16 protein-coding genes are annotated in these 20,871 nt (G+C 70.8%); 1 reads left to right on the top strand and 15 read right to left on the bottom strand.

All coding sequences use genetic code 11. The features are described from left to right. Positions 1–94: 94 nt before the first annotated feature. From OHO27_RS25700 to OHO27_RS25655, 10 genes are all read right to left on the bottom strand, one after another. The gene (locus OHO27_RS25700) at positions 95–1,294 is read right to left on the bottom strand and encodes an SUKH-4 family immunity protein (protein WP_328427339.1); all 1,200 of its coding nucleotides are present in this window, start codon (positions 1,292–1,294) and stop codon (positions 95–97) included. A 347-nt stretch (positions 1,295–1,641) separates the two neighbouring features. Further along, a complete protein-coding gene (locus OHO27_RS25695; protein ID WP_328427338.1) occupies positions 1,642–3,951 on the bottom strand; it encodes a xanthine dehydrogenase family protein molybdopterin-binding subunit in 2,310 nt (769 codons plus the stop codon). Continuing rightward, complete coding sequence (locus OHO27_RS25690) at positions 3,948–5,573, bottom strand: 2Fe-2S iron-sulfur cluster-binding protein (protein ID WP_328427337.1); 1,626 nt, start codon at positions 5,571–5,573, stop codon at positions 3,948–3,950. The genes OHO27_RS25695 and OHO27_RS25690 overlap by 4 nt, the downstream gene beginning before the upstream one ends. After that, positions 5,570–6,463 carry an FAD binding domain-containing protein gene (locus OHO27_RS25685; RefSeq protein ID WP_328427336.1) on the bottom strand — a complete coding sequence of 298 codons (894 nt, stop codon included), beginning with the start codon at positions 6,461–6,463 and terminating at the stop codon, positions 5,570–5,572. The genes OHO27_RS25690 and OHO27_RS25685 overlap by 4 nt, the downstream gene beginning before the upstream one ends. 226 nt (positions 6,464–6,689) lie before the next feature. After that, complete coding sequence (locus OHO27_RS25680; protein WP_328427335.1) at positions 6,690–8,318, bottom strand: beta-N-acetylhexosaminidase; 1,629 nt, start codon at positions 8,316–8,318, stop codon at positions 6,690–6,692. 1 nt (position 8,319) lies between these two features. Continuing rightward, positions 8,320–9,171 (bottom strand): carbohydrate ABC transporter permease, encoded by an 852-nt coding sequence (locus OHO27_RS25675; protein ID WP_328427334.1) that lies wholly within the window; start codon positions 9,169–9,171, stop codon positions 8,320–8,322. A gap of 5 nt (positions 9,172–9,176) precedes the next feature. Then, on the bottom strand, positions 9,177–10,142 hold the full coding sequence (locus OHO27_RS25670) for a carbohydrate ABC transporter permease (protein WP_443059593.1): 966 nt from the start codon (positions 10,140–10,142) through the stop codon (positions 9,177–9,179). A 41-nt stretch (positions 10,143–10,183) separates the two neighbouring features. Further along, on the bottom strand, positions 10,184–11,497 hold the full coding sequence (locus OHO27_RS25665) for an extracellular solute-binding protein (RefSeq protein ID WP_328427333.1): 1,314 nt from the start codon (positions 11,495–11,497) through the stop codon (positions 10,184–10,186). 216 nt (positions 11,498–11,713) lie between these two features. After that, complete coding sequence (locus OHO27_RS25660) at positions 11,714–11,998, bottom strand: DUF3039 domain-containing protein (protein WP_328427332.1); 285 nt, start codon at positions 11,996–11,998, stop codon at positions 11,714–11,716. Positions 11,999–12,027: 29 nt separating this feature from the next. Further along, entirely contained in the window at positions 12,028–12,600 is a 573-nt protein-coding gene (locus tag OHO27_RS25655; RefSeq protein WP_328427331.1) for a YqgE/AlgH family protein, read from the bottom strand. A 309-nt stretch (positions 12,601–12,909) separates the two neighbouring features. Here OHO27_RS25655 and murA point away from each other — a divergent pair, with 309 nt between their 5' ends. Beyond that, positions 12,910–14,250: a UDP-N-acetylglucosamine 1-carboxyvinyltransferase gene (murA, locus tag OHO27_RS25650; protein ID WP_328427330.1), complete on the top strand. Its 1,341-nt coding sequence runs from the start codon at positions 12,910–12,912 to the stop codon at positions 14,248–14,250. A 324-nt stretch (positions 14,251–14,574) separates the two neighbouring features. Here murA and OHO27_RS25645 read toward each other — a convergent pair whose 3' ends face one another. The 5 genes from OHO27_RS25645 to OHO27_RS25625 form a co-directional block, all read right to left on the bottom strand. Further along, positions 14,575–14,856, bottom strand: a complete 282-nt coding sequence (locus tag OHO27_RS25645) for an HU family DNA-binding protein (protein ID WP_007498188.1) — start codon at positions 14,854–14,856, stop codon at positions 14,575–14,577. Between the two features lie 372 nt (positions 14,857–15,228). Continuing rightward, entirely contained in the window at positions 15,229–16,653 is a 1,425-nt protein-coding gene (locus OHO27_RS25640) for an NAD-dependent malic enzyme (protein WP_328427329.1), read from the bottom strand. A gap of 313 nt (positions 16,654–16,966) precedes the next feature. Next, positions 16,967–19,363: a HelD family protein gene (locus OHO27_RS25635; RefSeq protein WP_328427328.1), complete on the bottom strand. Its 2,397-nt coding sequence runs from the start codon at positions 19,361–19,363 to the stop codon at positions 16,967–16,969. 69 nt (positions 19,364–19,432) lie between these two features. Beyond that, on the bottom strand, positions 19,433–20,269 hold the full coding sequence (locus OHO27_RS25630) for an anti-sigma factor family protein (protein WP_443059592.1): 837 nt from the start codon (positions 20,267–20,269) through the stop codon (positions 19,433–19,435). Then, on the bottom strand, positions 20,269–20,790 hold the full coding sequence (locus tag OHO27_RS25625; RefSeq protein WP_010039908.1) for a sigma-70 family RNA polymerase sigma factor: 522 nt from the start codon (positions 20,788–20,790) through the stop codon (positions 20,269–20,271). Before OHO27_RS25625 ends, OHO27_RS25630 begins: the two co-directional genes overlap by 1 nt. Positions 20,791–20,871: the final 81 nt, after the last annotated feature.

The raw sequence follows: 20,871 nt of genomic DNA, 5'->3' as shown, positions 1-20,871 counted from the left end.
ATACGGCGTCGTCCGCGCGACGTGGGTCTGGAGAAGGCCGGCCCTTGCCAGGGTCTCGGTGATCAGCCGGCCGCCCAGCCCCGCGTCGCGTGCCTCACCACGCCCCGCCCACCGACTCCAGCACCCCGCTCGACTCGTCCTGGAACACCTCGGTCCAGTAGTGCCGGCCGTCCCCACCCGCCGCCCTGACGCCGGTCGGGTCGACCGTCGAGAGGACTTGGAGCATGGTCATGGCCAGCTGGTCGTAGGTGTCGGTCGTCAGGGCGTGGCCCGACTGCTCGTCGATCGCCTGCTCGCGGTGCAGCAGCCAGAGCGTGAAGGCGAGGGTGGACACGTCCGTGTTCAGGGGGAACAGTCTCGCCTCGGGCTCGCTCCAGTTCAGGACCGCGCCCGTCGTGCCGTCGATGACCAGGCTGTTGTCCTCGACGAGATGGCCGAGACGTATCAAATGGGCGGCCCCGAGGGGCAGTTCCGCCGAGCACTCGTCGTCGGCGTAGTACTCGGCCAGCGTCTGCAGCGGCGCATCGGTGTCGAGGGAGAACAGGAAGCCGTCCTCCGGCAGGCCCACCTCGCGCAGGAAGCGGCGCGTCGGCTCGTGCGTGAGCGTGGCGGGGAAGTCGACCTCCTCGAAGCGCACCACCTTGCCCTGGCCGAACTCCTGGTCCAGGAGGCGCCGGGGCAGGTCCAGGGCGAGGCCCGAATGCCCGGCGCGGCCCGCGACGAGTGCCAGGGGACGGATCAGGGCGGCCATCTTCCAGAACGGCGCCGGCTCGCCGTCCGCGCCCTCCTCGAACACGGCCAGCAGGTGCCGGGACGCGTCCGCCGCCGCCTGCGGGCCGTAGCGGCCGACGTAGGAGGCGAACTGGCCACGCAGGCCGGCCAGTTCGTCCGTCGCCTCGGCGAACCGGACCAGTGTCCGCAGCGACGGTGCCAGTGCGCGGCGGTCCATCAGGTCGGGGCGGTCGTGCAGGAAGTACGTCGTCGAGACCTCGCCTGTGGCGCCGTCCAGCAGGACCGACTCCGTCTCCAGGCCACCGGGGCCCAGGAGTCCGCCTATCACCAGCTGGTCCCGCAGCTCCGCCGCCAGCCGGCCCGCCGGATCGCCGGTCGAGTCCGCCACCGTCCGCAGGCCGTCCCGGCACAGCTCTGCGAAGCCCAACACCCCGCTGCCGCCCGGCAGTCCGGGTCCCGTCAGCCAGCGCCGCGTCGACGCGTGCGTGACGTACGGATCGAGCGCGACCTCGCTCAGAATGATCGCCGTATCACCGGCGTGCGTCGTGATCGTCGTGCTCATGGCTCCCCCGCATGCGCTTTCCCACCACCCCCGGGCACGACACGGCCGACCGACCGGCCCGCCGGCCCCGGCCGTCGTCCCCACTGCCCAGAACACTACGCGCCACCACTGACAACGCCCCCGGATCAGCCGGGCCCATGACAGCGCTTCACATCAGTAGACGCTCGGCCCACCCTCGCGCGTTCCCTTCACCCGCATTCCGTTACGACGAGAATCACCGCACCGGTCACCCGCGCACTCAACTCCGGGCAGGCCGCCCGCAGTAGCGATCCGCGGCGAGGGCCGGCCCCGCCGCCCCGCCCCTCAGTGCAGTGGGCACGACGGTCGGCACGACAGGCGGAGCCGGCTCACTGGCCGGTCACCACCGCCGCCTGCGGCCGGATCGGGAGGCGGTTGACCGGGCGGCCCGTCGCGGCGCGTACGGCCGACGCGATGGCCGCCGGGGAGGTCACCACCGGTACCGCGCTCACCGCCTTCGCGCCGAAGGGCGCGACCACGTCCCGCTCCTCGACCAGCTTCACGATCCGGATGTCGGGGGCGTCCAGGGCCGTCGGCAGGGAGTAGCCCGTGAGGTCGGGGTGGCGGATCAGGCCGCGCGCGGAGCGCAGGTTCTCCGTGAGCGCTATGCCCACGCCCTGCGTCACGCCCGCCTCGATGCGCGCCTCCAGCTGGGCCGGGTTGAGCACCCGGCCGACGTCCTGGGCGAGCGCCAGCTCGACCACGCGGACCGAGCCCAGTTCGATGTCGACGTCGACGACCGCGCGGATCGCGCAGAAGGCCATGCCCACGAAGGCGTCGCCCTGGCCGGCGTCGTCGAGCGGTTCGGTCGGGTGCGGGCGGCACTGGGCCGTCGCCCACAGTTCCTTGCCGTCCAACGCCTCGGTGACGGTGGTCGACAGGACTCCGTCGTACGACGTGATCTTGCCGTCCGTGATCTGGAGCAGCTCCGTGGACATGCCGAACTTGTGCGCCAGAGGCTGCAGCAGCTGCGTACGGACCATCTTCGCGGCCCGTTCCACCGCGCCGCCCGACACCCAGGTGTGACGGCCGCGGCAGCCCGCGCCCGCCGGGGGCTGGTCGGTGTCCACGGGCGCCACGTGCACCTCGTCGATGCCCAGCGTGTCCTGGACGATCTGCCGGGCCAGCGTCGCGAAGCCCTGGCCCGTCTCGACGGCCGCGCACAGCACCGTCGCCACGCCGTCGTGGACCTTCACGGTCGCCGTGGAGACCTCGTCCGCGCCCTCGGCGCCGAGCATGTGCACCATGCCCAGGCCGTAGCCCACGCCCCGTCGCACGGCGCCGGGTTCGCCCGCGCCCTCGGGGCCGCCGGGCAGCAGCCACTCGTCCTCGGGCGTGTCCTTGGGAAGCGCCGGCAGGGGGTGGTCCTGTACGGCCTGGAGCAGTTCCGCGACGGGCGCGGGGCATGTCACGGTCTGGCCCGTCGGGAGTACGTCACCCGTCGCCAGCGCGTTGCGCAGGCGCAGTTCGGCCGGGTCGACGCCGAGCTTCTTGGCCAGCTTGTCCATCTGCGCCTCGTAGGCGGCGCACACCTGCATGGCGCCCTCGCCGCGTACGTGGCCGGAAGGCGGGTTGTTGGTGCGTACGGCCCAGCCCTCGATGAAGGCGTTCGGGACGACGTACGGGCCGCAGGCGAAGGCGACCGCGGCGGCCAGGGCCTCGGAGGACGTGTCGGCGTACGCGCCCGCGTCCAGCAGGATCTGCGCCTCGACCTTCACCAACCTGCCCTCGGCGTCCGCGTGGTGGCGGTACCGCAGCAGGGTGGGATGCCGGTGCGTGTGACCGAGGAAGGACTCCTCGCGCGTGGCCGTCAGCTTCACCGGGCAGCCGGTCCTGAGCGCCAGCAGGCCGAGCGGGAGCTGGAAGCCCTGGTCCTCGCGGTCGGCGGTGGCACCGGGGACGCCGGTGACGACGACCTTGACGCGCTCGGGTTCCAGGCCGTAGCAGGCGGCGGCGCGGTCGCGGTCGGTGTGCGGGTCGGTGGAGGCGAGGTAGAGCTCCACGCCGCCGTCGGGGCGCGGTACCGCGAGTCCCGCCTCGGCGCCGATGGGGGCCGGGTCCTGGCGGCCGATGCGGTACAGGCCCTCGACGACGATGTCGCCGGCCGCGTCGGGGTCGCCGTGGCGCAGCGGGATGTGGCGGATCAGGTTGCCGTCGGGGTGCAGCGGCTCGGCCTCGAAGGCCTGCTCGGGGTCTGTCACCGGGTCGAGCACCTCGTACTCGACGATGACGGCCGCGGCGGCCAGGCGCGCGGTGTCCGGGTGGTCGGCGGCGACAGCGGCGATGGGCTCACCGTGGTGGCGTACGACCTCGGAGGCGAAGACCGGGCGGTCGGCCCTGCCACGGCCCAGCAGCGGGCTGCCCGGCACGTCCTCGTGCGTGACGACGGCCCGGACGCCGGGCATCTCGCGCGCGTGGGTGGTGTCGATGGACGTGATGCGCGCGTGTGGGTGCGGCGAGCGCAGTACGGCCGCCCACAGCAGGCCCTCGGCCCACAGGTCGGCCGCGTACGGGAAGGTGCCCTCGGTCTTGGCACGGGCGTCGGCGGCCGGCAGGGAGGCGCCGAGGCCGTGCGGGATCTGATCGGGGGCGGGGGCTGCCTCCGCGGCTGTGGTCGCGGTGGCGGCTTCGTTGCTCACGCCTGGCCTCCGTCCTGGCCGTACGCCTGGTCATGCGGTCCCATGGCACCGGGGGCCTCGAAGGCCGAGCGGTGGACGCCGCCGGCTCCCGGGCCTGCCTGATGAGGGATACGCGGCTCGTCGCCGTCCCGTTCGGCGTCGTCGGCCGCCGAGTGCGCCTCGCGTTCCGCGACGACCTCCTTGACGGCCTCCACCACGCCCCGGTAGCCGGAGCAGCGGCACAGGTTGCCGCACAGCGCCTGGCGGGTCTCCAGCTCGCTCGGGGCCGGGTTGCCCTCCAGGAGGTCGTGCACGGTCATCGCCATGCCGGGCACGCAGAAGCCGCACTGCACCGCGCCGCACCGCGCGAGCGCGCGCTGCACGTCGGAGGGCTGCCCGTCGGCGGCCAGGCCCTCGACGGTACGGACCTCGCTGCCGGCGGCGGTGACGGCGGGCACCAGGCAGGACGCCACGAGCCGTCCGTCGACCTGTACGTTGCACGCCCCGCACTCGCCCTGCGAGCAGCCGTCCTTGGCGCCCGCGAGGCCGAGCCGCTCACGCAGCACGTAGAGCAGCGACTCGCCGATCCAGGCGTCCGAGACGGGCCGGTCGGCGCCGTTGACGCGCAGCACGTAGGAGGCGAGGGGGTGTTCCTCGCCGGAGGGGGCCGGTGCGTCGTCGGAGTCGGCGGCCTGCTCGGGCTCCTGCGCGGCCTCGGCGTCGGAGTGGCCCCCCTCGGCCGGCGCGGACGCGGCGGAAGCCTCTGCCGGGCCCTCTGCGGCCTCTGCGGAGCCCCGGGTGTCCGTGGCGGGGTCGGCGGGCCCGGAAGCGGCCTGGGGGGCCTCTGAAGCGCTTTCGGCGGAGTCCTGGGCGGGCGGCTCGGCGCCGAAGTCGGGTGCGCCGCCGGTGCGCTGGCCCTGCAGGTGCGCGCCAGGCCGCTCGCCGTGCTGGTCGCCGGAGTACGCCCCGGGGTCCCCCGGTCGCCCGGGCACGTGCCCGGCGCCCGTCGGGTGCCCGGCCGCGGGCCCGGCTTCCACCGCTTCCCCGGTCGCCGCAGCGGCATCGGCGTGCGGTGCCCACGGCTGCCCGGTCGGCTGCGTCGCCCACGGCGCGGACGCGCCGCCCGGCAGCGTGGCCGGAGGCGTGCCGCCCCACTGCTCGACAAGCGACGACGTGGTGAACTCGCCCGATTCGTCCGGAAGGTCACCGTCGGCGACAGGGATCGACCACTGCCCGGTGACGTCGTGCCGGGGCCCGGCTACGGCGTCCTGGCCTGCGGCGGTCTCCGAGAAGTTCCACTGCTGGGTGGCCCCGGGGTTGTACTGGAACTGGCCGGTGCCCCCGTCCTGCGGTACGGCGTTGGGGTCGGGCCACTGGGCGTTGCCGTCGGGCACACCCGCGAGCGGCCAGCCGCCCGGGGCGGCCGGGTCCGCGCCCGATCCCGGCGTGACCGTTATCTGCGGCGGCACATAGCCGTGGCCGCGCGCGGCGAGCGGGCTGTCGGAGGAGGCCAGGAGGGCGTCGATGCCCCCTTCGGGGAGTTTGACGAAGGCGGTGGCGCCGTCGTCGTAGTCGCCCTGGGGCAGCGGGTCCCAGCGGCCCGTGCCCCGGGGCGTGCTTTCTCCGTGCTGGTCGTCGGTCACGACAGCGCCCTCCCCAGTGCTCGTCGGGCCAGCGCGGCGACGGTGCGCCGCAGGTGCAGTACGGCGGGCGGATGCTGCGGTACGGAGCCGTCCTCGGCCGGCGTCGGGTCCGGGATGCAGGCCGCGGAGACGTACTCGCCGAAGGCGTTCAGCGCCTCGGGGACGATCGCGCGGTTGTTGTCCCAGTCGATCAGCTGGGAGACCCAGTGCTCGGCGTCCAGCGGCCTGAGCGGCATCGGCGCTATGGCGCCCACCGCGCACCTGATGCCGCGCCGGGCGGGGTCGAGGACGACGGCGACGGACGCCATGGCGCGCCCCGGGCCGGTGCGGCCGGTGGCCTTGAGGAAGACCTGCGGGGCGTGCAGCAGCGGCACGCGCACGTAGCCGATGAGTTCGCCGGCGCGCAGCATCTCCATGCCGGCCAGCAGGTGCGACACCGGGATCTCCCGGCGGGCTCCGCCCGGGCCCGCGATGACCAGGGTCGCTTCGAGTGCGGCGAGGACCGGCAGGGCGTCACCGGTCGGGGAGGCCGAGGCGATGTTGCCGCCCAGGGTGCCCGCGTTGCGGATCTGCGGCGGGCCCGCGGCACGCGCGGCGGCGGCGAGCGCCGGGATCAGGGCGGCGAAGTCGGGGCGGCCCATACGCGCGTGCGTGAGGCCCGCTCCCAGCAGGGCGTGTCCGTCCTGGTACTGCCAGCCGCGGATCTCGCTGATCTTGCCGAGGCCGACCAGCGCGGCGGGCCTGAGCTGCCCGGAGTTGACGGCGGCCATGAGGTCGGTGCCGCCCGCGACGGGCACGGCGGCGGGCATGGCGGCCAGTGCCGTCACGGCCTCGTCCAGCGTCGTGGGCAGCGTGACGGACTGCGCCGCCTGCGGTGCGTGCGTGGTCAAACCGGCTGCCCCTTCCCGCTGCCCCACCTGGTCCCACCTGTGCTGCCGTACGGTACGTGCTGACAGGGCGGACGTGGCAACTCTGGCACATCTTCGCAGGACCCGAGGACACGGGTCCGCTAGGAGGCATTCGCCCACCTCATCGGTGAGATGGTCCGTTTTCGCACGGCATCACCGGTGAGTACCGATTGACACTCTTCGGTGACACCTTGCCGGTTTTTTTCAATTACCTGTTCGGGGGCGGGCCGTCGATCGGGCGGCCGAGGACCCCGGGGCGCCGCTGCCACGGCCGCGGGCCGGCCGACGGGCGGTACGCGACTCCCAGGGCGTCAAGTCGCCCGTAGTGGGCGGTCATCCGCCGCTCGAAGTCGGCGAAGTCCCGTTCCGCCGGGGCCGGGAGGCTGCTCCAGGCGACCTCAGCGAAGGCGGCGAGGCGCGGGAAGGTCTGGTAGTCCACGCGCGCGGGGTCCTCCATCACCTCGGTCCACACGTTGGCCTGTGTGCCGAGCACATGCCGGGCCTCGTCCGGCGTCAACTCCGCGGGAACGGGCTCGAACCGATAGACGTCCTCCAGGGTGCGGACGTACCCGATCGGCACCGGCTCGTCGGCGCCCCCGTCCTGACGGTGGTCCAGGTACACCTGCTGCTCGGGGCACATGACGACGTCGTGGCCCGCGCGGGCCGCCGCGATGCCGCCCGCGTACCCGCGCCAGGACGACACGGCCGCGCCCTCCGCAAGCCCGCCCTCCAGGATCTCGTCCCAGCCGATCAGCCTGCGCCCGCGCGCGGCCAGCCACTTGTCGAAGTGGCCGATGAACCAGGCCTGGAGCTCGTCCTCGTCCTTCAGCCCGAGTTCCCTGATGCGCTCCTGCGCGGTCGGTGACTGCCGCCACTGGTCCTTGAGGCATTCGTCACCCCCGACATGAATGAACTCGGAGGGGAACAGCTCCAGGAGTTCCTCGAACACCCCCTCGTAGAAGCGCAGGGTGTTGTCAGTGGGGGCGAGTACGTTCGGATTGATCCCCCAGGTGTCCCAGACGGTGAGTGCGGAGGTGTCGATGACGTCGGTGTTGCCGAGTTCCGGGTACGCGGCGATCGCGGCCTGCGAGTGGCCGGGTACGTCGATTTCGGGGACGACGGTGATATGCCGCTCGGCGGCGTACGCGACGATCTCGCGGATGTCGTCCTGGGTGTAGTGGCCACCGTGCGGCCTGTCGTCCCACAGCGGGGAGGCCCGGTGGCCGAATTTGGTACGCGTCCGCCAGGAGCCGACCTCGGTGAGCCGGGGGTACTTCCTGATCTCGACGCGCCAGCCCTGGTCGTCCGTCAGATGGAAGTGGAAGACGTTGAGTTTGTGGGCGGCCATCAGGTCGAGGTAACGCAGGACGCCGTCCTTGGGCATGAAGTGCCGGGAGACGTCGAGCATGAGGCCGCGCCAGTGGAATCGGGGGGCGTCCTGGACCTGGATCTCCTGCAGCTGCCACTGCCGGCCGGGCAGCGGGGCCCGGCGGTGGGCGTCGGGGCCGAGCAGTTGCCGTAGCGTCTGGGCGCCCCAGAAGAGACCGGCGGGGCCGCCGCCCGCGAGCTGGACGGCTTCGGGTGTGACGGCGAGGCGGTAGCCCTCTTCGCCCAGGTCCTTGGTGACCAGCGGGTCGATGGACAGGCGGATGACGTCGTCCTCGTCCTCCCGCCCTGGCGCCAGCGGCAGGCCGGTGGCGGCACCCAGCGTGGCGCGCAGCCAGCGTTCCGTCCCTTCGGTGCCTTCGCCCGCGGCCACCCTTGTCGCCGGGCCCAGTTCGAAGAAGCGCGAGCCTCGGCCCGTCACCTGGCCCGGCGCTGGAATCAGTTCAGTCACGTCAGTCCTTTACCGCTCCGCCCAGCCCCGACACCAGCCGTCGCTGCACGAGCACGAAGAAGATCAGCACCGGAATCGTCATCACCGTCGACGCCGCCATGACGCCGCCCCAGTCCGGCTCGTCGGGCTTGTAGAAGACGAGCAGGGCCATCGGGAGGGTCGACTGCGAAGTGTCGCTGATGATGAAGGACTTGGCGAACAGGAAGTCGTTCCAGGCCGAGATGAAGGAGAACACGCTCGTGGCCACGAGCCCCGGGAAGACCAGCGGGAAAAGGATCTGCCACAGGAATCGCGACCGGCTCGCCCCGTCGATGTACGCGGCCTCCTCCAGCGCCTCGGGAACCGCCTTCACAAACCCCCGCAGCATCCAGATCGCGAACGGCAGCGAGAAGGCGATGTGCGGCAGGATCAGCGAGCCGAGCGTGTTCAGCTGGCCGAAGTCCCGCATGAGGAAGAACAGGGGGATCGTCAGGGCCTCCACCGGCACCATCTGGGCCACCAGAAACATGATCAGCAGGGTGGTCCGGAAGCGGAAGCGGAAGCGTGTCACCGCGGTCGCCGCGAGAAACGCGATCAACGCCGAGACGAGCACGACCGTGCACGCCACGACAAGGCTGTTGAGGAAGTAGCGGCCGAATTCGTTCTGCTCGAACACCCGCCGGAAGGAATCCAGGGAAGGGGCCAGCGTCCAGGGCCGCGGCTCGCTGGACTCGATCTCCCCGGCCGGTTTGAAGGCGCTGAGTACCATCCAGTACAGCGGGAAGGCCACCACGACGGCGATCAGCAGCGCGGACACCTCCGCGAGCAGCCGCCAGGGCCGCCGTACGAAGGGCCCGGAACCCACGGACTTCACGGACCTCACAGTTCCTCCCCCTGTCTGCGCAGCAGCCGCAGATACACCAGCGTCACCGCCAGCAGGATCAGCAGCATCACGATGCCGATCGCCGAGCCCAGGCTGTACTGCGAGGACGCGAAGGCCTTTTGGTACGCGTACACGTTCAGCACGAGGTTCTGGCCCGCGATGCCGCCGCCGTTCGTCATGACATAGATCTGGGTGAAGACCTTGAAGTCCCAGATGACCGACTGGATGGTCACGACCACGAGGATCGGCCGCAGCATCGGCGCCAGCACCGAACGCCAGATCCGCCACTGCGAGGCACCGTCCAGCGCGGCGGCCTCCAGCACCTCGGCCGGTACGGAGCGGATACCGGCGTACACCGTCACCATCACGAACGGGAAGGAGCACCAGACCACTTCGAGCAGGACGAGGAAGAAGGCACTGAAACGCCCGTACGTCCACGAGTGGTCGCCGAGCCCCAGGATGCGGTTCACCGGCCCGAAGTCCGGGTCGAACAGCAACAGCCACACGGTCGACCCGGTGATGGCCGGCGTCGCCCACGCCCCCAGCGCCGCCAGCATCAACGCGAGCCGCGGCACGGCACGCACGCGCGTGAGCAGCACGGCGAGCGCACACCCGACGGCGAGCGTCGACACGACACACGCCGCCGCGAACACGACCGTGGCCAGCAGCACCTGCCAGAACTGGGAGTCCGAGAACAGCTCCGAGTAGTTGCCGAACCCCTGGAATGTGGTGGACTCCCCGCCACTGACCTGCGCCTGCGTGTACTCGAAGAACGAGATCAGCCCAAGCTGATAGATGGGATAGACGAGCAGCCCACCGAGAACGACGAGGGCGGGGGCAAGGTACAGCCAGGGGGTCCAGCCCTTTCGACGCCGCGCTCCAGCACGCCCCAGGGGGCGCGGGGCTGTGTTGGATTTGCGGCTACCGCCGCGTGGGCGCGAGGAACCCCCGACCACCCGCACCCGCCGACCCTCCGCGACCCCCGACCCACTAGGCACCCCCGTCACCCGGCGGAGCCGAACGCGGCGTCCATCTTCGTGGCCGCCTCCCCCGCAGCCGCCGCCACGTCCTTCTTGCCGCTGATGACCTCCTGGAGCATGGTCGGCAGCACCAGCGAGGAGTCGATCTGCGCCCACGCGGGCGACGCGGGAACGAACTTGGTGCCGGCGGACAGGGTCTGCGCGAAGGGCTTGACGTACGGCTCCTCGGCGGCGACCTGCTGCCGTACGTCCGAGAAGGTGGGCAGGAAGCCCATCGCCTCGAACATCGAGGTCTGCGTCTTCTTCGAGGCCAGCTGCTCCATGAGGTCGACGGCCAGCGTGCGGTGCGAGGTACTCTTCAGGACGCCGATGTTGTTGCCGCCCGCGAACGCCGGCGCGATGGAACCGGCCTTCACGCCCGGCAGCGGCACGACCGCGTACTTGCCCTTCGCCTTCCCGGCCTCCACGGCCGTGTGGCTGAAGTCGCCGCCGATCGCCATGCCCGCCTTGCCCGCAGCGAACGCGGTGATCGTGTCGTTGCCGCCCATGCCGGCGCACTTGGCGGCGGGACAGTTGTCGTCGCTGAACAGGGACGTGTACGCCTTGATGCCCTTCTGGGCCGCCGCGCTGTCGATGGCGGAGGCGTACGAGCCGCCCTTGCCGGTGGCGAGTTCGCCGCCGTTGGCCCACACGAACGGCATCGCGCCGTACGTGTACGCCCCGCCCACCACGAGCCCGTACAGCTCGGGCTTCGCGGCGCGGATCTTGCGGGCCGTCTCGGCCAACTCGTCCATGGTCTTCGGCGCTTCGAGGCCGAGCTCCTCGAAGACGTCCGTGCGGTAGTACAGGGCGCGGACTCCGACGTAGAAGGGCGCACCGTAGATCTTGCCTTCCACGGTGACGGACTGCTTGGCCGTGGGGTCGGTGTCCTTCGCTTCGGTCCAGTCGCCGAACTCCTCGGTGACGTCGAGGAGTCCGCCGTCCTTCACATAGCCGGCGGTGTCGGTGTTGCCGTACTCCATGACGTCGGGCGCGGACTTCGGGTCGTTGAAGGCGGCCTTGACGCGCTGGGCGCGGGTCTCGATCGGTATGTACTCGACGTCGACCTCCGTGCCCTCGTGGGCCTTCTCGAAGGCGGTGACGACGGAGTCGACGACCTTCTCCTTCGGCTTGTTGCCGACTTCCTGGAAGAGCCAGACCCGCAGGGTGCCGGTCTTCTCGTCCTTGTCGGAGGAGGAGTTGGTGGACGTCTGCGGGGCGCAGGCGGAGACGATCAGGGTGGCGGCCGCGAGAGCGGTGGCCCCAAGGAAACGGACGGACGGCTTCCTGGCGTTCATGGAGTGCTCCTCCGATGGAGTGTTGCAACATGCGCAATGACGGTTTCGCTGTGCACAACACTCGGAGGCTAGGGACTTCATGAACACGATCACAAGAGGTCTCAACCACTCTGTGACCGGCGAACGCACTCCATGCAACGCGCGGACAGCGCAAAGGCCCTCAGGGCGCGCAAAACGCACACTGAGGGCCTTACGTCTGCCGAACGGAAGGAACCGCTACTTCTTGTCGCCGTCCTTGCCCTTGTCGCCGCCGGCGCCCATGGACTCGTAGATCTCCTTGCACATGGGACACACCGGGTACTTCTTCGGGTCGCGGCCGGGCACCCACACCTTGCCGCAGAGCGCCACGACGGGAGTCCCGTCGAGGGCGCTCGCCATGATCTTGTCCTTCTGGACATAGTGGGCGAAGCGCTCGTGGTCGCCGTCGCCGTGGGACGTCTGCGGCGTCGGCTCTACGAGGGTTCCCGTACCAGTCCCGCGCTCGGGCTCGAGAGTGCTCATATCGCCAAGGGTACTGAAGCTCACAGGCATCAGTTGAGCGAAGGGTCGTCCGGATACGTGGCCACCATCGCGAGCTCGTTGCGCTGCCTGCGCAGGACCTCGCGCCAGAGTCTTTCCGGCGACGGCGAGGATACGTCCCCGGGCTCGGACTCGACGACGTACCAGGCGCCCTCCACCAGCTCGTCCTCCAGCTGGCCGGGCCCCCAGCCGGCGTACCCGGCGAAGATCCTCAGGCTGCCCACGGCCGAGGCGAGCAGCTCCGGCGGCGCCTCCAGGTCCACGAGCCCGATGGCGCCGTGCACCCGGCGCCAGCCCAGCGGGGCGCTCTCGCCGTCCGCGTCGCCGGGGATGACGGCGACACCGAGCGCGGAGTCCAGGGACACCGGGCCGCCCTGGAAGACGACGCCGGGTTCGCCGGCGAGGTCCGCCCAGCCCTCCAGGATGTCACCCACGTCCACGGGCGTCGGACGGTTGAGCACGACACCGAGGGAGCCCTCCTCGTCGTGGTCGAGAAGGAGCACCACCGCGCGGTCGAAGTTCGGGTCCGCCAGGGCGGGCGTGGCCACGAGCAGCCGCCCTGTGAGCGAGGACACCTCGGTCATGCCAGACATGATCCCGCATCTTCCCTTCGCGTGGGGAGGCAATGCCGGTTCGTCAGTGAATGCAGCCATGAATTGAAGGAGCGGCCTGGTAAGGCCTCGTTTGAGGGTGGTGGTGGGAGACGGGAGAGCAGAAAGAAGCGTCCCCCGGCGCACGGCCGGGGTGGTGACCGCTCGTACCCGATGCGGAACGGTTCGTGTTGTGACAGAGCTATGACGTTCCTGAGCCGTACTTGGGCTTACAGAAGGGGGGGCCACGGCGATTACCCTTTCCCTCCTGGCCCCTGCCCAACTCATCGGAACGCGAGATACATGACCGTCAACGACGATGTCCTGCTTGTCCACGGCGGAACCCCGCTGGAGGGCGAGATCCGTGTCCGCGGTGCGAAGAACCTCGTACCGAAGGCCATGGTCGCCGCCCTGCTGGGCAGCGCGCCGAGCCGACTGCGCAACGTACCCGACATCCGGGACGTCCGGGTCGTACGCGGTCTGCTGCAACTGCACGGGGTCACGGTCCGTCCGGGTGAGGAACCCGGCGAGTTGGTGATGGACCCCTCTCACGTCGAGAGCGCGAACGTCGCTGACATCGATGCCCACGCGGGTTCGAGCCGCATCCCGATCCTCCTCTGCGGCCCGCTCCTGCACCGCATCGGGCACGCGTTCATCCCCGGCCTCGGCGGCTGCGACATCGGCGGCCGGCCCATCGACTTCCACTTCGAGGTGCTGCGGCAGTTCGGCGCGACCATCGAGAAGCGGGCGGACGGGCAGTACCTGGAGGCTCCGCAGCGGCTGCGCGGCACGAAGATCCGGCTGCCGTACCCGTCCGTGGGTGCGACCGAACAGGTGCTGCTGACGGCGGTGCTCGCGGAGGGCGTCACGGAGCTGTCCAACGCGGCCGTGGAGCCCGAGATCGAGGACCTCATCTGCGTTCTGCAGAAGATGGGCGCCATCATCGCGATGGACACCGACCGCACGATCCGCATCACCGGTGTGGACGCGCTCGGCGGCTACACCCACCGCGCCCTCCCGGACCGCCTGGAGGCGGCCTCCTGGGCGTCCGCGGCGCTCGCGACCGAGGGCAACATCTACGTCCGTGGCGCCCTGCAGCGCTCGATGATGACGTTCCTCAACACCTACCGGAAGGTGGGCGGTGCCTTCGAGATCGACGACGAGGGCATCCGGTTCTGGCACCCCGGCGGCCAGTTGAAGTCCATCGCCCTCGAGACGGACGTGCACCCCGGCTTCCAGACGGACTGGCAGCAGCCGCTGGTGGTGGCCCTGACGCAGGCGACCGGACTGTCCATCATCCACGAGACGGTCTACGAGTCCCGGCTCGGCTTCACCTCCGCGCTGAACCAGATGGGCGCCCACATCCAGCTCTACCGCGAGTGCCTCGGCAGCTCCGCCTGCCGCTTCGGCCAGCGCAACTTCCTGCACTCCGCGGTCGTCTCCGGCCCCACCAAGCTCCAGGGCGCCGACCTGGTCATCCCCGACCTCCGCGGCGGCTTCTCCTACCTCATCGCGGCCCTGGCGGCCCAGGGCACGTCCCGGGTGCACGGCATCGACCTCATCAACCGCGGCTACGAGAACTTCATGGAGAAGCTGGTCGAGCTGGGCGCGAAGGTGGAGTTGCCCGGCAAGGCCCTCGGCTGACGACGCCTCACGGCTCCAGTCCGCCGGTGACGTACCCGGGTGAGGGCCCCCGGTCGCTCACAATTCTCGGCTCCGGCCCACGCAGCGCCGCCCCCCGGCTGGGGACCCGGGGGGCGCCCCCCGGGCAGGCACAGCATGGAGAAGCTCGTGGAGCTGGGCGCGAAGGCGGAGTTGCCGGGCAGGGCGCTGGGGTAGGGCCGGTCCGGGCGGCGTCGGAGGCTGGCTGCAGGCGCGAACCACGATGGGGCGGCACCCGGTTCCGGGTGCCGCCCCATCGGCGTTTCTACAAGCCGCACGCCGTCCCGTGGCGTACAGACGGCAAGGTCACTTGCCCTTCGCGGCTTCCTTGAGCTTGGAGCCCGCGGAGACCTTCACGCTGTAGCCGGCCGGGATCTGGATCGGGTCGCCGGTCTGCGGGTTGCGCGCGGTGCGAGCGGCACGGTGGGTGCGCTCGAAGGTCAGGAAGCCAGGGATGGTGACCTTCTCGTCGCCCTTGGCGACGACCTCGCCGACGGTCTCGGCGAACGCGGCCAGCACGGCGTCGGCGTCCTTGCGGGTCACCTCGGCACGGTCGGCCAGCGCGGCCACCAGCTCACTGCGGTTCATGTTGTTACTCCCGTGTTCTTCTTGCTGTTGAGGCGTGCCACGCGGCGGAGCCGCATATTGGGCACAGCGAAGCCGATGCTGCCAGGGTCCTCGGACAGTCCCCGGACCCGGGTCCGTCCTCGGACCCTCGCGCCCAGGGACGCATCCTGCCCCTACCTGCGGCGGGAAAGCCAATCCGGCACCCGGAGGAGTCGTGAGAACACCCTTGGGAGTCACACGAAGAGGGCCTGAGCTTTTCGCGTCACGATAAACGGCTGCAATAGGCCCCAGGTTCCACGACGCGCCGTTACAAGGGCTTGCCGTGGCGATCCTCACAGCCCACACACACTTTTCGGGGCTGTGAGGCAGCGACACCCGGTGACTACTCGGTGATTACTCGACCGAACCCGCCGCCGTGCCGGACTTCGCCGCTTCCCGCACCGCACCGGCGACCGCACCCGCGACCTTGTCGTTGAACACGCTCGGGATGATGTAGTTCGGGTTCAGCTCGTCCTCGGTCACCACGTCCGCCAGCGCCTTCGCAGCCGCGAGCATCATGTCCGTGTTGACCGTGCGGGACTGCGCGTCCAGCAGACCGCGGAAGACACCCGGGAAGACCAGCACGTTGTTGATCTGGTTCGGGAAGTCGGAGCGGCCCGTGGCCACAACTGCGGCCGTCTGGCGGGCGATTGCCGGGTCCACCTCGGGGTCCGGGTTCGCGAGCGCGAACACGATGGCGTCGTCGGCCATGGCGGCCACGTCGTCGCCGTCGAGCACGTTCGGGGCCGAGACGCCGATGAAGACGTCCGCGCCGCGCACGGCCTCCTTCAGCGTGCCCGTCAGGCCCTCGGGGTTGGTGTTGTCGGCGATCCAGCGCAGCGGGGAGTCCGCGGGGGCCTGGCGCAGGTCCTCGCGCCCGGCGTGCACGACGCCGTGGATGTCGGCGACGACGGCGTTCTTCACGCCCGCCGCGAGCAGCAGCTTCAGGATGGCCGTACCGGCCGCGCCGGCGCCGGACATGACGACGCGGATGTTCTCGATCGCCTTGCCCGCGACGCGGAGTGCGTTGGTGAGGGCGGCCAGGACGACGATCGCCGTGCCGTGCTGGTCGTCGTGGAAGACGGGGATGTCGAGGGCCTCACGCAGCCGTGCCTCGATCTCGAAGCAGCGGGGCGCGGAGATGTCCTCCAGGTTGATGCCGGCGAACCCGGGGGCGATCGCCTTCACGATCTCGACGATCGCGTCGGTGTCCTGGGTGTCGAGGCACAGCGGCCAGGCGTCGATGCCGGCGAACCGCTTGAAGAGGGCCGCCTTGCCCTCCATGACGGGCAGCGCGGCCTTCGGGCCGATGTTGCCCAGTCCCAGCACCGCCGAGCCGTCCGTCACAACCGCAACGGAGTTCCGCTTGATCGTCAGGCGCCGCGCGTCCTCGGGGTTCTCGGCGATCGCCATGCAGACCCGGGCCACACCCGGCGTGTAGATCATGGACAGGTCGTCACGGTTGCGGATGGGGTGCTTGGACTGCATCTCGATCTTGCCGCCGAGGTGCATCAGGAACGTACGGTCGGAGACCTTGCCCAGGGTGACGCCCTCGATGCCGCGCAGCTGCTCCACGATCTCGTCGGCGTGCGCGGTGGAGGTGGCGGCGATGGTGACGTCGATCCGGAGCTTCTCGTGCCCGGAGGCGGTGACGTCGAGGCCGGTGACCGAGCCTCCGTGGGACTCGACGGCCCCGGTGAGCTGGGAGACCGCGGTTCCGCTCGCGGGCACCTCCAGCCGGACCGTCATCGAGTAGGAGACGCTGGGCGCCGTTGCCATGGCCGACTTCCTCTGCTTTCACCTGTGACGCTGGATGCCGTCCGATCGTCGCACCTACCGCCGAGTAGGAGTTAGCCGGGCTTGAATTGCGAACGTATTGTTCGCCACGCCCTCCCATGAAAAGAGGCCCACGTCACATGCGTGACGTGGGCCTCTTCAACGTTCATGACACCGACCCGCCATGCTCGCCTCGCGGCAAGTGGTCGCTCGTAGCGACGAAGGTTGGGCCCGGGGGCTTGGATCGAGCCGGTGCCACACCCAGGCTAACAAACCGATCCCGTAAGGCCATTCCCGTACCGCGAGTTCATCCGGATCAATCTCTGAGCAGGTCCGGCACCCCGCTCGCGTCCGGCTCGTCGCGGTCCCCCGACACCACCGTGAGCTGCTGGGTGGCCCGGGTCAGCGCGACGTACAGCACCCGCAGGCCGGCCGGGGACTCGTCGGCGATCTCCGCCGGGGAGACGACGACCGTCGCGTCGTACTCCAGCCCCTTCGCCTCCAGGCTGCCGAGCGCCACGACCCGGTCGCCGAGCCCGGCGAGCCACTTCGCCGCCTCCTCGCGCCGCTGCATCGCGACGACGACGCCGACCGTGCCGTCGACCCGGTCCAGCAGTCGGGCGGCCTCCTCGCGGACCGTCTGCGGGAGGGAGTCCCGTACGGCGGTGAAGCGGGGCTCGACGCCGGTCGAACGCACCGCCGACGGGGCCGTCGAGCCCGGCATGGCGAGGGCGAGCACCTTCGCCGCCAGCTGGGCGATCTCGGCCGGGTTGCGGTAGTTCACGGTGAGCTGGAAGCGGCGGCGCGGGCGGGTGCCGAGGGCCTCGTCGCGGGCCTCGGCCGCCTCGTCGACGTCGGACCAGGAGGACTGGGCCGGGTCGCCGACGACCGTCCAGGTGGCGTGCCGACCGCGGCGGCCGAGCATGCGCCACTGCATCGGCGTGACGTCCTGGGACTCGTCGACGATGACGTGGGCGTACTCGATGCGCTCGGCCGCCAGCCGCTCGGCGCGCTCGCGCTGCGACTCCTCGCGGACCGGCATCAGCTCCTCCAGGCCGGTGAGCTGGTCGAGCGGGTCCAGCTCGCGCGTCTTCCTCGGGCGGGCCGGGGTGCCGAGGATCGACTGGAGCTCGTCGAGCATGGCGATGTCGTGCACGGAGTACCCGTCCCGCTTCAGCGAGCGGGCGACCTTGCGCACCTCGCCGGGGTTGAGGACCCGGCGGGCCCAGCGGCCCAGGCGCCGCTCGTCGGCCATCGCCGTCAGGACCGCCCTCGGGGTCAGCTCCGGCCACCAGGCGTCGACGAAAGCGATGAAGCTGTCCTCCGACATCACGTCCTCGTCGAAGGAGGCGCGCAGCTCGGCGGCGAGCTCCGGGTCGGTGTGCCGGGTGGCGCCGCCCGACTGCGCCCACAGGGCGTCGAGCAGCAGCTTGCGGGCGCGTGGGCGCAGCAGGTTCACCGGCGCGGTGCCGCCCAGCGCGGTACGGCGGATACGTTCCAGCGCGTCGGCCTCCAGCTCCAGGCGGCGCCCGAAGGCGACCACGCGCAGCCGGGTAGAAGGTCCGGCGGGGGTCCGCGCGGAGGCGTCGTCGTCACCGAACGCGAGTTGTCCCGTCCGGTTCGCTGCGATGTCGCCGTTGGCGGGCCGGCGGGCATCGGCCCCGTTGCCCGGCCCCAGCTCCAGCGCGCCCCGCGCCGCCTTCCGCAGCACCTTGAGCATGCGGTACGAGCCCTTGGCGCGGGCTGTGGCCGGGGAGTCGTACAGCGTGGCCTCGGCACCATCGACGAGGGAACCGATCGCGCGGATCGCGACCTGGCCCTCCTCGCCCAGCGACGGAAGCACGCCCTCGGTGTACGCCACCAGCAGCGGGGTCGGCGAGACGATCAGGATGCCGCCCGCGTACCGGCGCCGGTCCTGGTAGAGCAGGTAGGCGGCGCGGTGCAGGGCGACGGCGGTCTTGCCGGTGCCGGGGCCGCCCTCGACGTACGTCACGGAGGCGGCGGGCGCCCGGATGACCAGGTCCTGCTCGGCCTGGATGGACGCCACGATGTCCCGCATGGTGTGGCTGCGGGCCTGGCCGAGGGCGGCCATGAGGGCGCCGTCACCGATGACGGGCAGCTCGTCGCCGCCGAGGAACGCCTTGAGCTCGGGGCGCATCAGGTCGTCCTCGACGCTGAGCACCCGGCGCCCCTTGGAGCGGATGACCCGGCGCCGTACGACCCGGCCGGGGTCGACCGGCGTGGAGCGGTAGAAGGGCGCCGCGGCCGGGGCCCGCCAGTCGATGACCAGCGGGGCGTAGTCCTGGTCGAGCACGCCGATGCGGCCGATGTGCAGGGTCTCGGCGATGTCGGCGGTGTTGTCCTCGCGGACCGCGCCCTCGGCGGGCTCGACGGCGGTGTACGCGCCGTCGGGCCCCTTCTTGCCGTCCTTGCCGGGCAGCAGGTCGATACGGCCGAAGAGGAAGTCCTCGAACTCGTTGTTGAGCCGATTGAGGTGGACACCTGCGCGGAAGACCTGCGCGTCCCGCTCGGCAAGCGCACCCGGCGTACCGACCTGGCCGCGCTGGGCCGCGTCGTTCATGAGGAACTCAGCCTCGTGGATCTTCTCCTCAAGGCGTTGGTACACCCGGTTCAGGTGTACCTGTTCGACGCCGATCTCCCGATTTCTCGAGGAGTCTTCGAGCGCGGTTTCCTGTGGAGCCTGAGCGGCCACCGGGCCCCCTTCTGACGTGCTGGGCAGCCGTCAACCGTACGCGAAGGGGACCCGTAATTGCTACGGCGACTACACGTCTACCTCGACGATCTTCTTTCCGTCGAAGTCCATGACCTCTATGTGATCGACATCGTCGCGGGCCATGGACACACCGCCGCTGACGTAGAGAGGGTTCCTGGCCTGCTCGGTCTTGGCGTCCGGGATGCCGTAGCCCCACTTCGGGACGGACCAGGAAGCGGCCGTCTCGCGCTCGCCGTCCTTGCTGACGAAGATCAGGGAACACTTGAGCGGGCCTTTGACGCCCTTGAGCTCAAGGGCCGTCTCGGTGCCCCACGCCTTCTCCGACATGCCGACGGTCGCGCTGGCGCCGGTCGTCGGGTCGGTCCCCGAGACTTTGTTCTCGGTGCCGGTGAACAGGTCCTTGGCGGGGTTGGCCGCCTGCACGGTCCGGTTGCCCTCGCCGTCCCCTCCGCCGTCGTCGCCGCCGTTCGCCGCCACGGCCACGAACGGACCGCCGACGATCAGCGCGGCCGCCGCGGCCACCATGTAGAAGCTGCGCCGGCGCTTCTGGGCGCGGCGCTCGGCGACCTCGTCGACGAGCTTGTTCACCAGGCGCGGGCTGGGCTTCGCCGACAGGGACTCGCCGATCGCGGGTGAACCGGAACCGGGCAGGTCCGCGAGGGCGGCCAGCATCGGCTCCATCCCCGCGAGTTCGTCCAGTTGCTGGGCGCACCACTCGCAGGTCGCGAGATGTGCCTCGAAAGCGGTTGCTTCGGCGTCGTCGAGAATCCCGAGGGCGTAGGCGCCGACGGTCTCGTGTTCGCTCGGAACCGGATGTCCCGTCATGGGTCCAGACATACCCGAACCGCCCATCCCGAATCCCTGGTTTCCCCCGTAAACACTCATCACGCCGTCACCCCCCGCTCCTCCAGTGCCAGCTTCATCGACCGCAGGGCATAGAAGACCCTTGAGCGCACGGTGCCGCTGGGTATGCCCAGCGTCTCGGCAGCCTCATTGACCGTACGCCCCTTGAAGTACGTCTCGACCAGGACTTCCCGGTGGGCGGGCGTCAGGTCGTCGAGTGCGTCCGACAGCGTCATCAGCCACAGCGCCTTGTCGATCTCGTCCTCCGCGGGGATGACCTCCAGCGGCGACGGATCGACCTCCTGCGGCCGGGCCTGCCGGCTGCGGTGGCCGTCGATGACGATGCGCCGGGCGACCGTCACCAGCCAGGGGCGTACCGATCCGGTCGCTCGATTGAGCTGTCCGGCGTTCTTCCAGGCACGGATGAGCGTCTCCTGCACAACGTCCTCTGCTCGTTGCCGATCACCGGCGACCAGTCGAAGGACATACGCAAGGAGGGGTCCGGCGTGCTCTCTGTACAGCGCACGCATCAGCTCCTCATCAGGTTCCGAGGGCTGGGACATGCGATGTCGGGCCCTCGATCCACGTTCATTGGCCACGACGGAATCCTTGCGCACGCCCACCTCCGATGTCCGGGGGTTCCC

It is taken from the genome of Streptomyces sp. NBC_00443 (assembly GCF_036014175.1).
Classification (GTDB): Bacteria; Actinomycetota; Actinomycetes; order Streptomycetales; family Streptomycetaceae; genus Streptomyces.
Note: the sequence above shows the minus strand (reverse complement) of the source record. Positions and strands in the feature narration are given on the sequence as shown.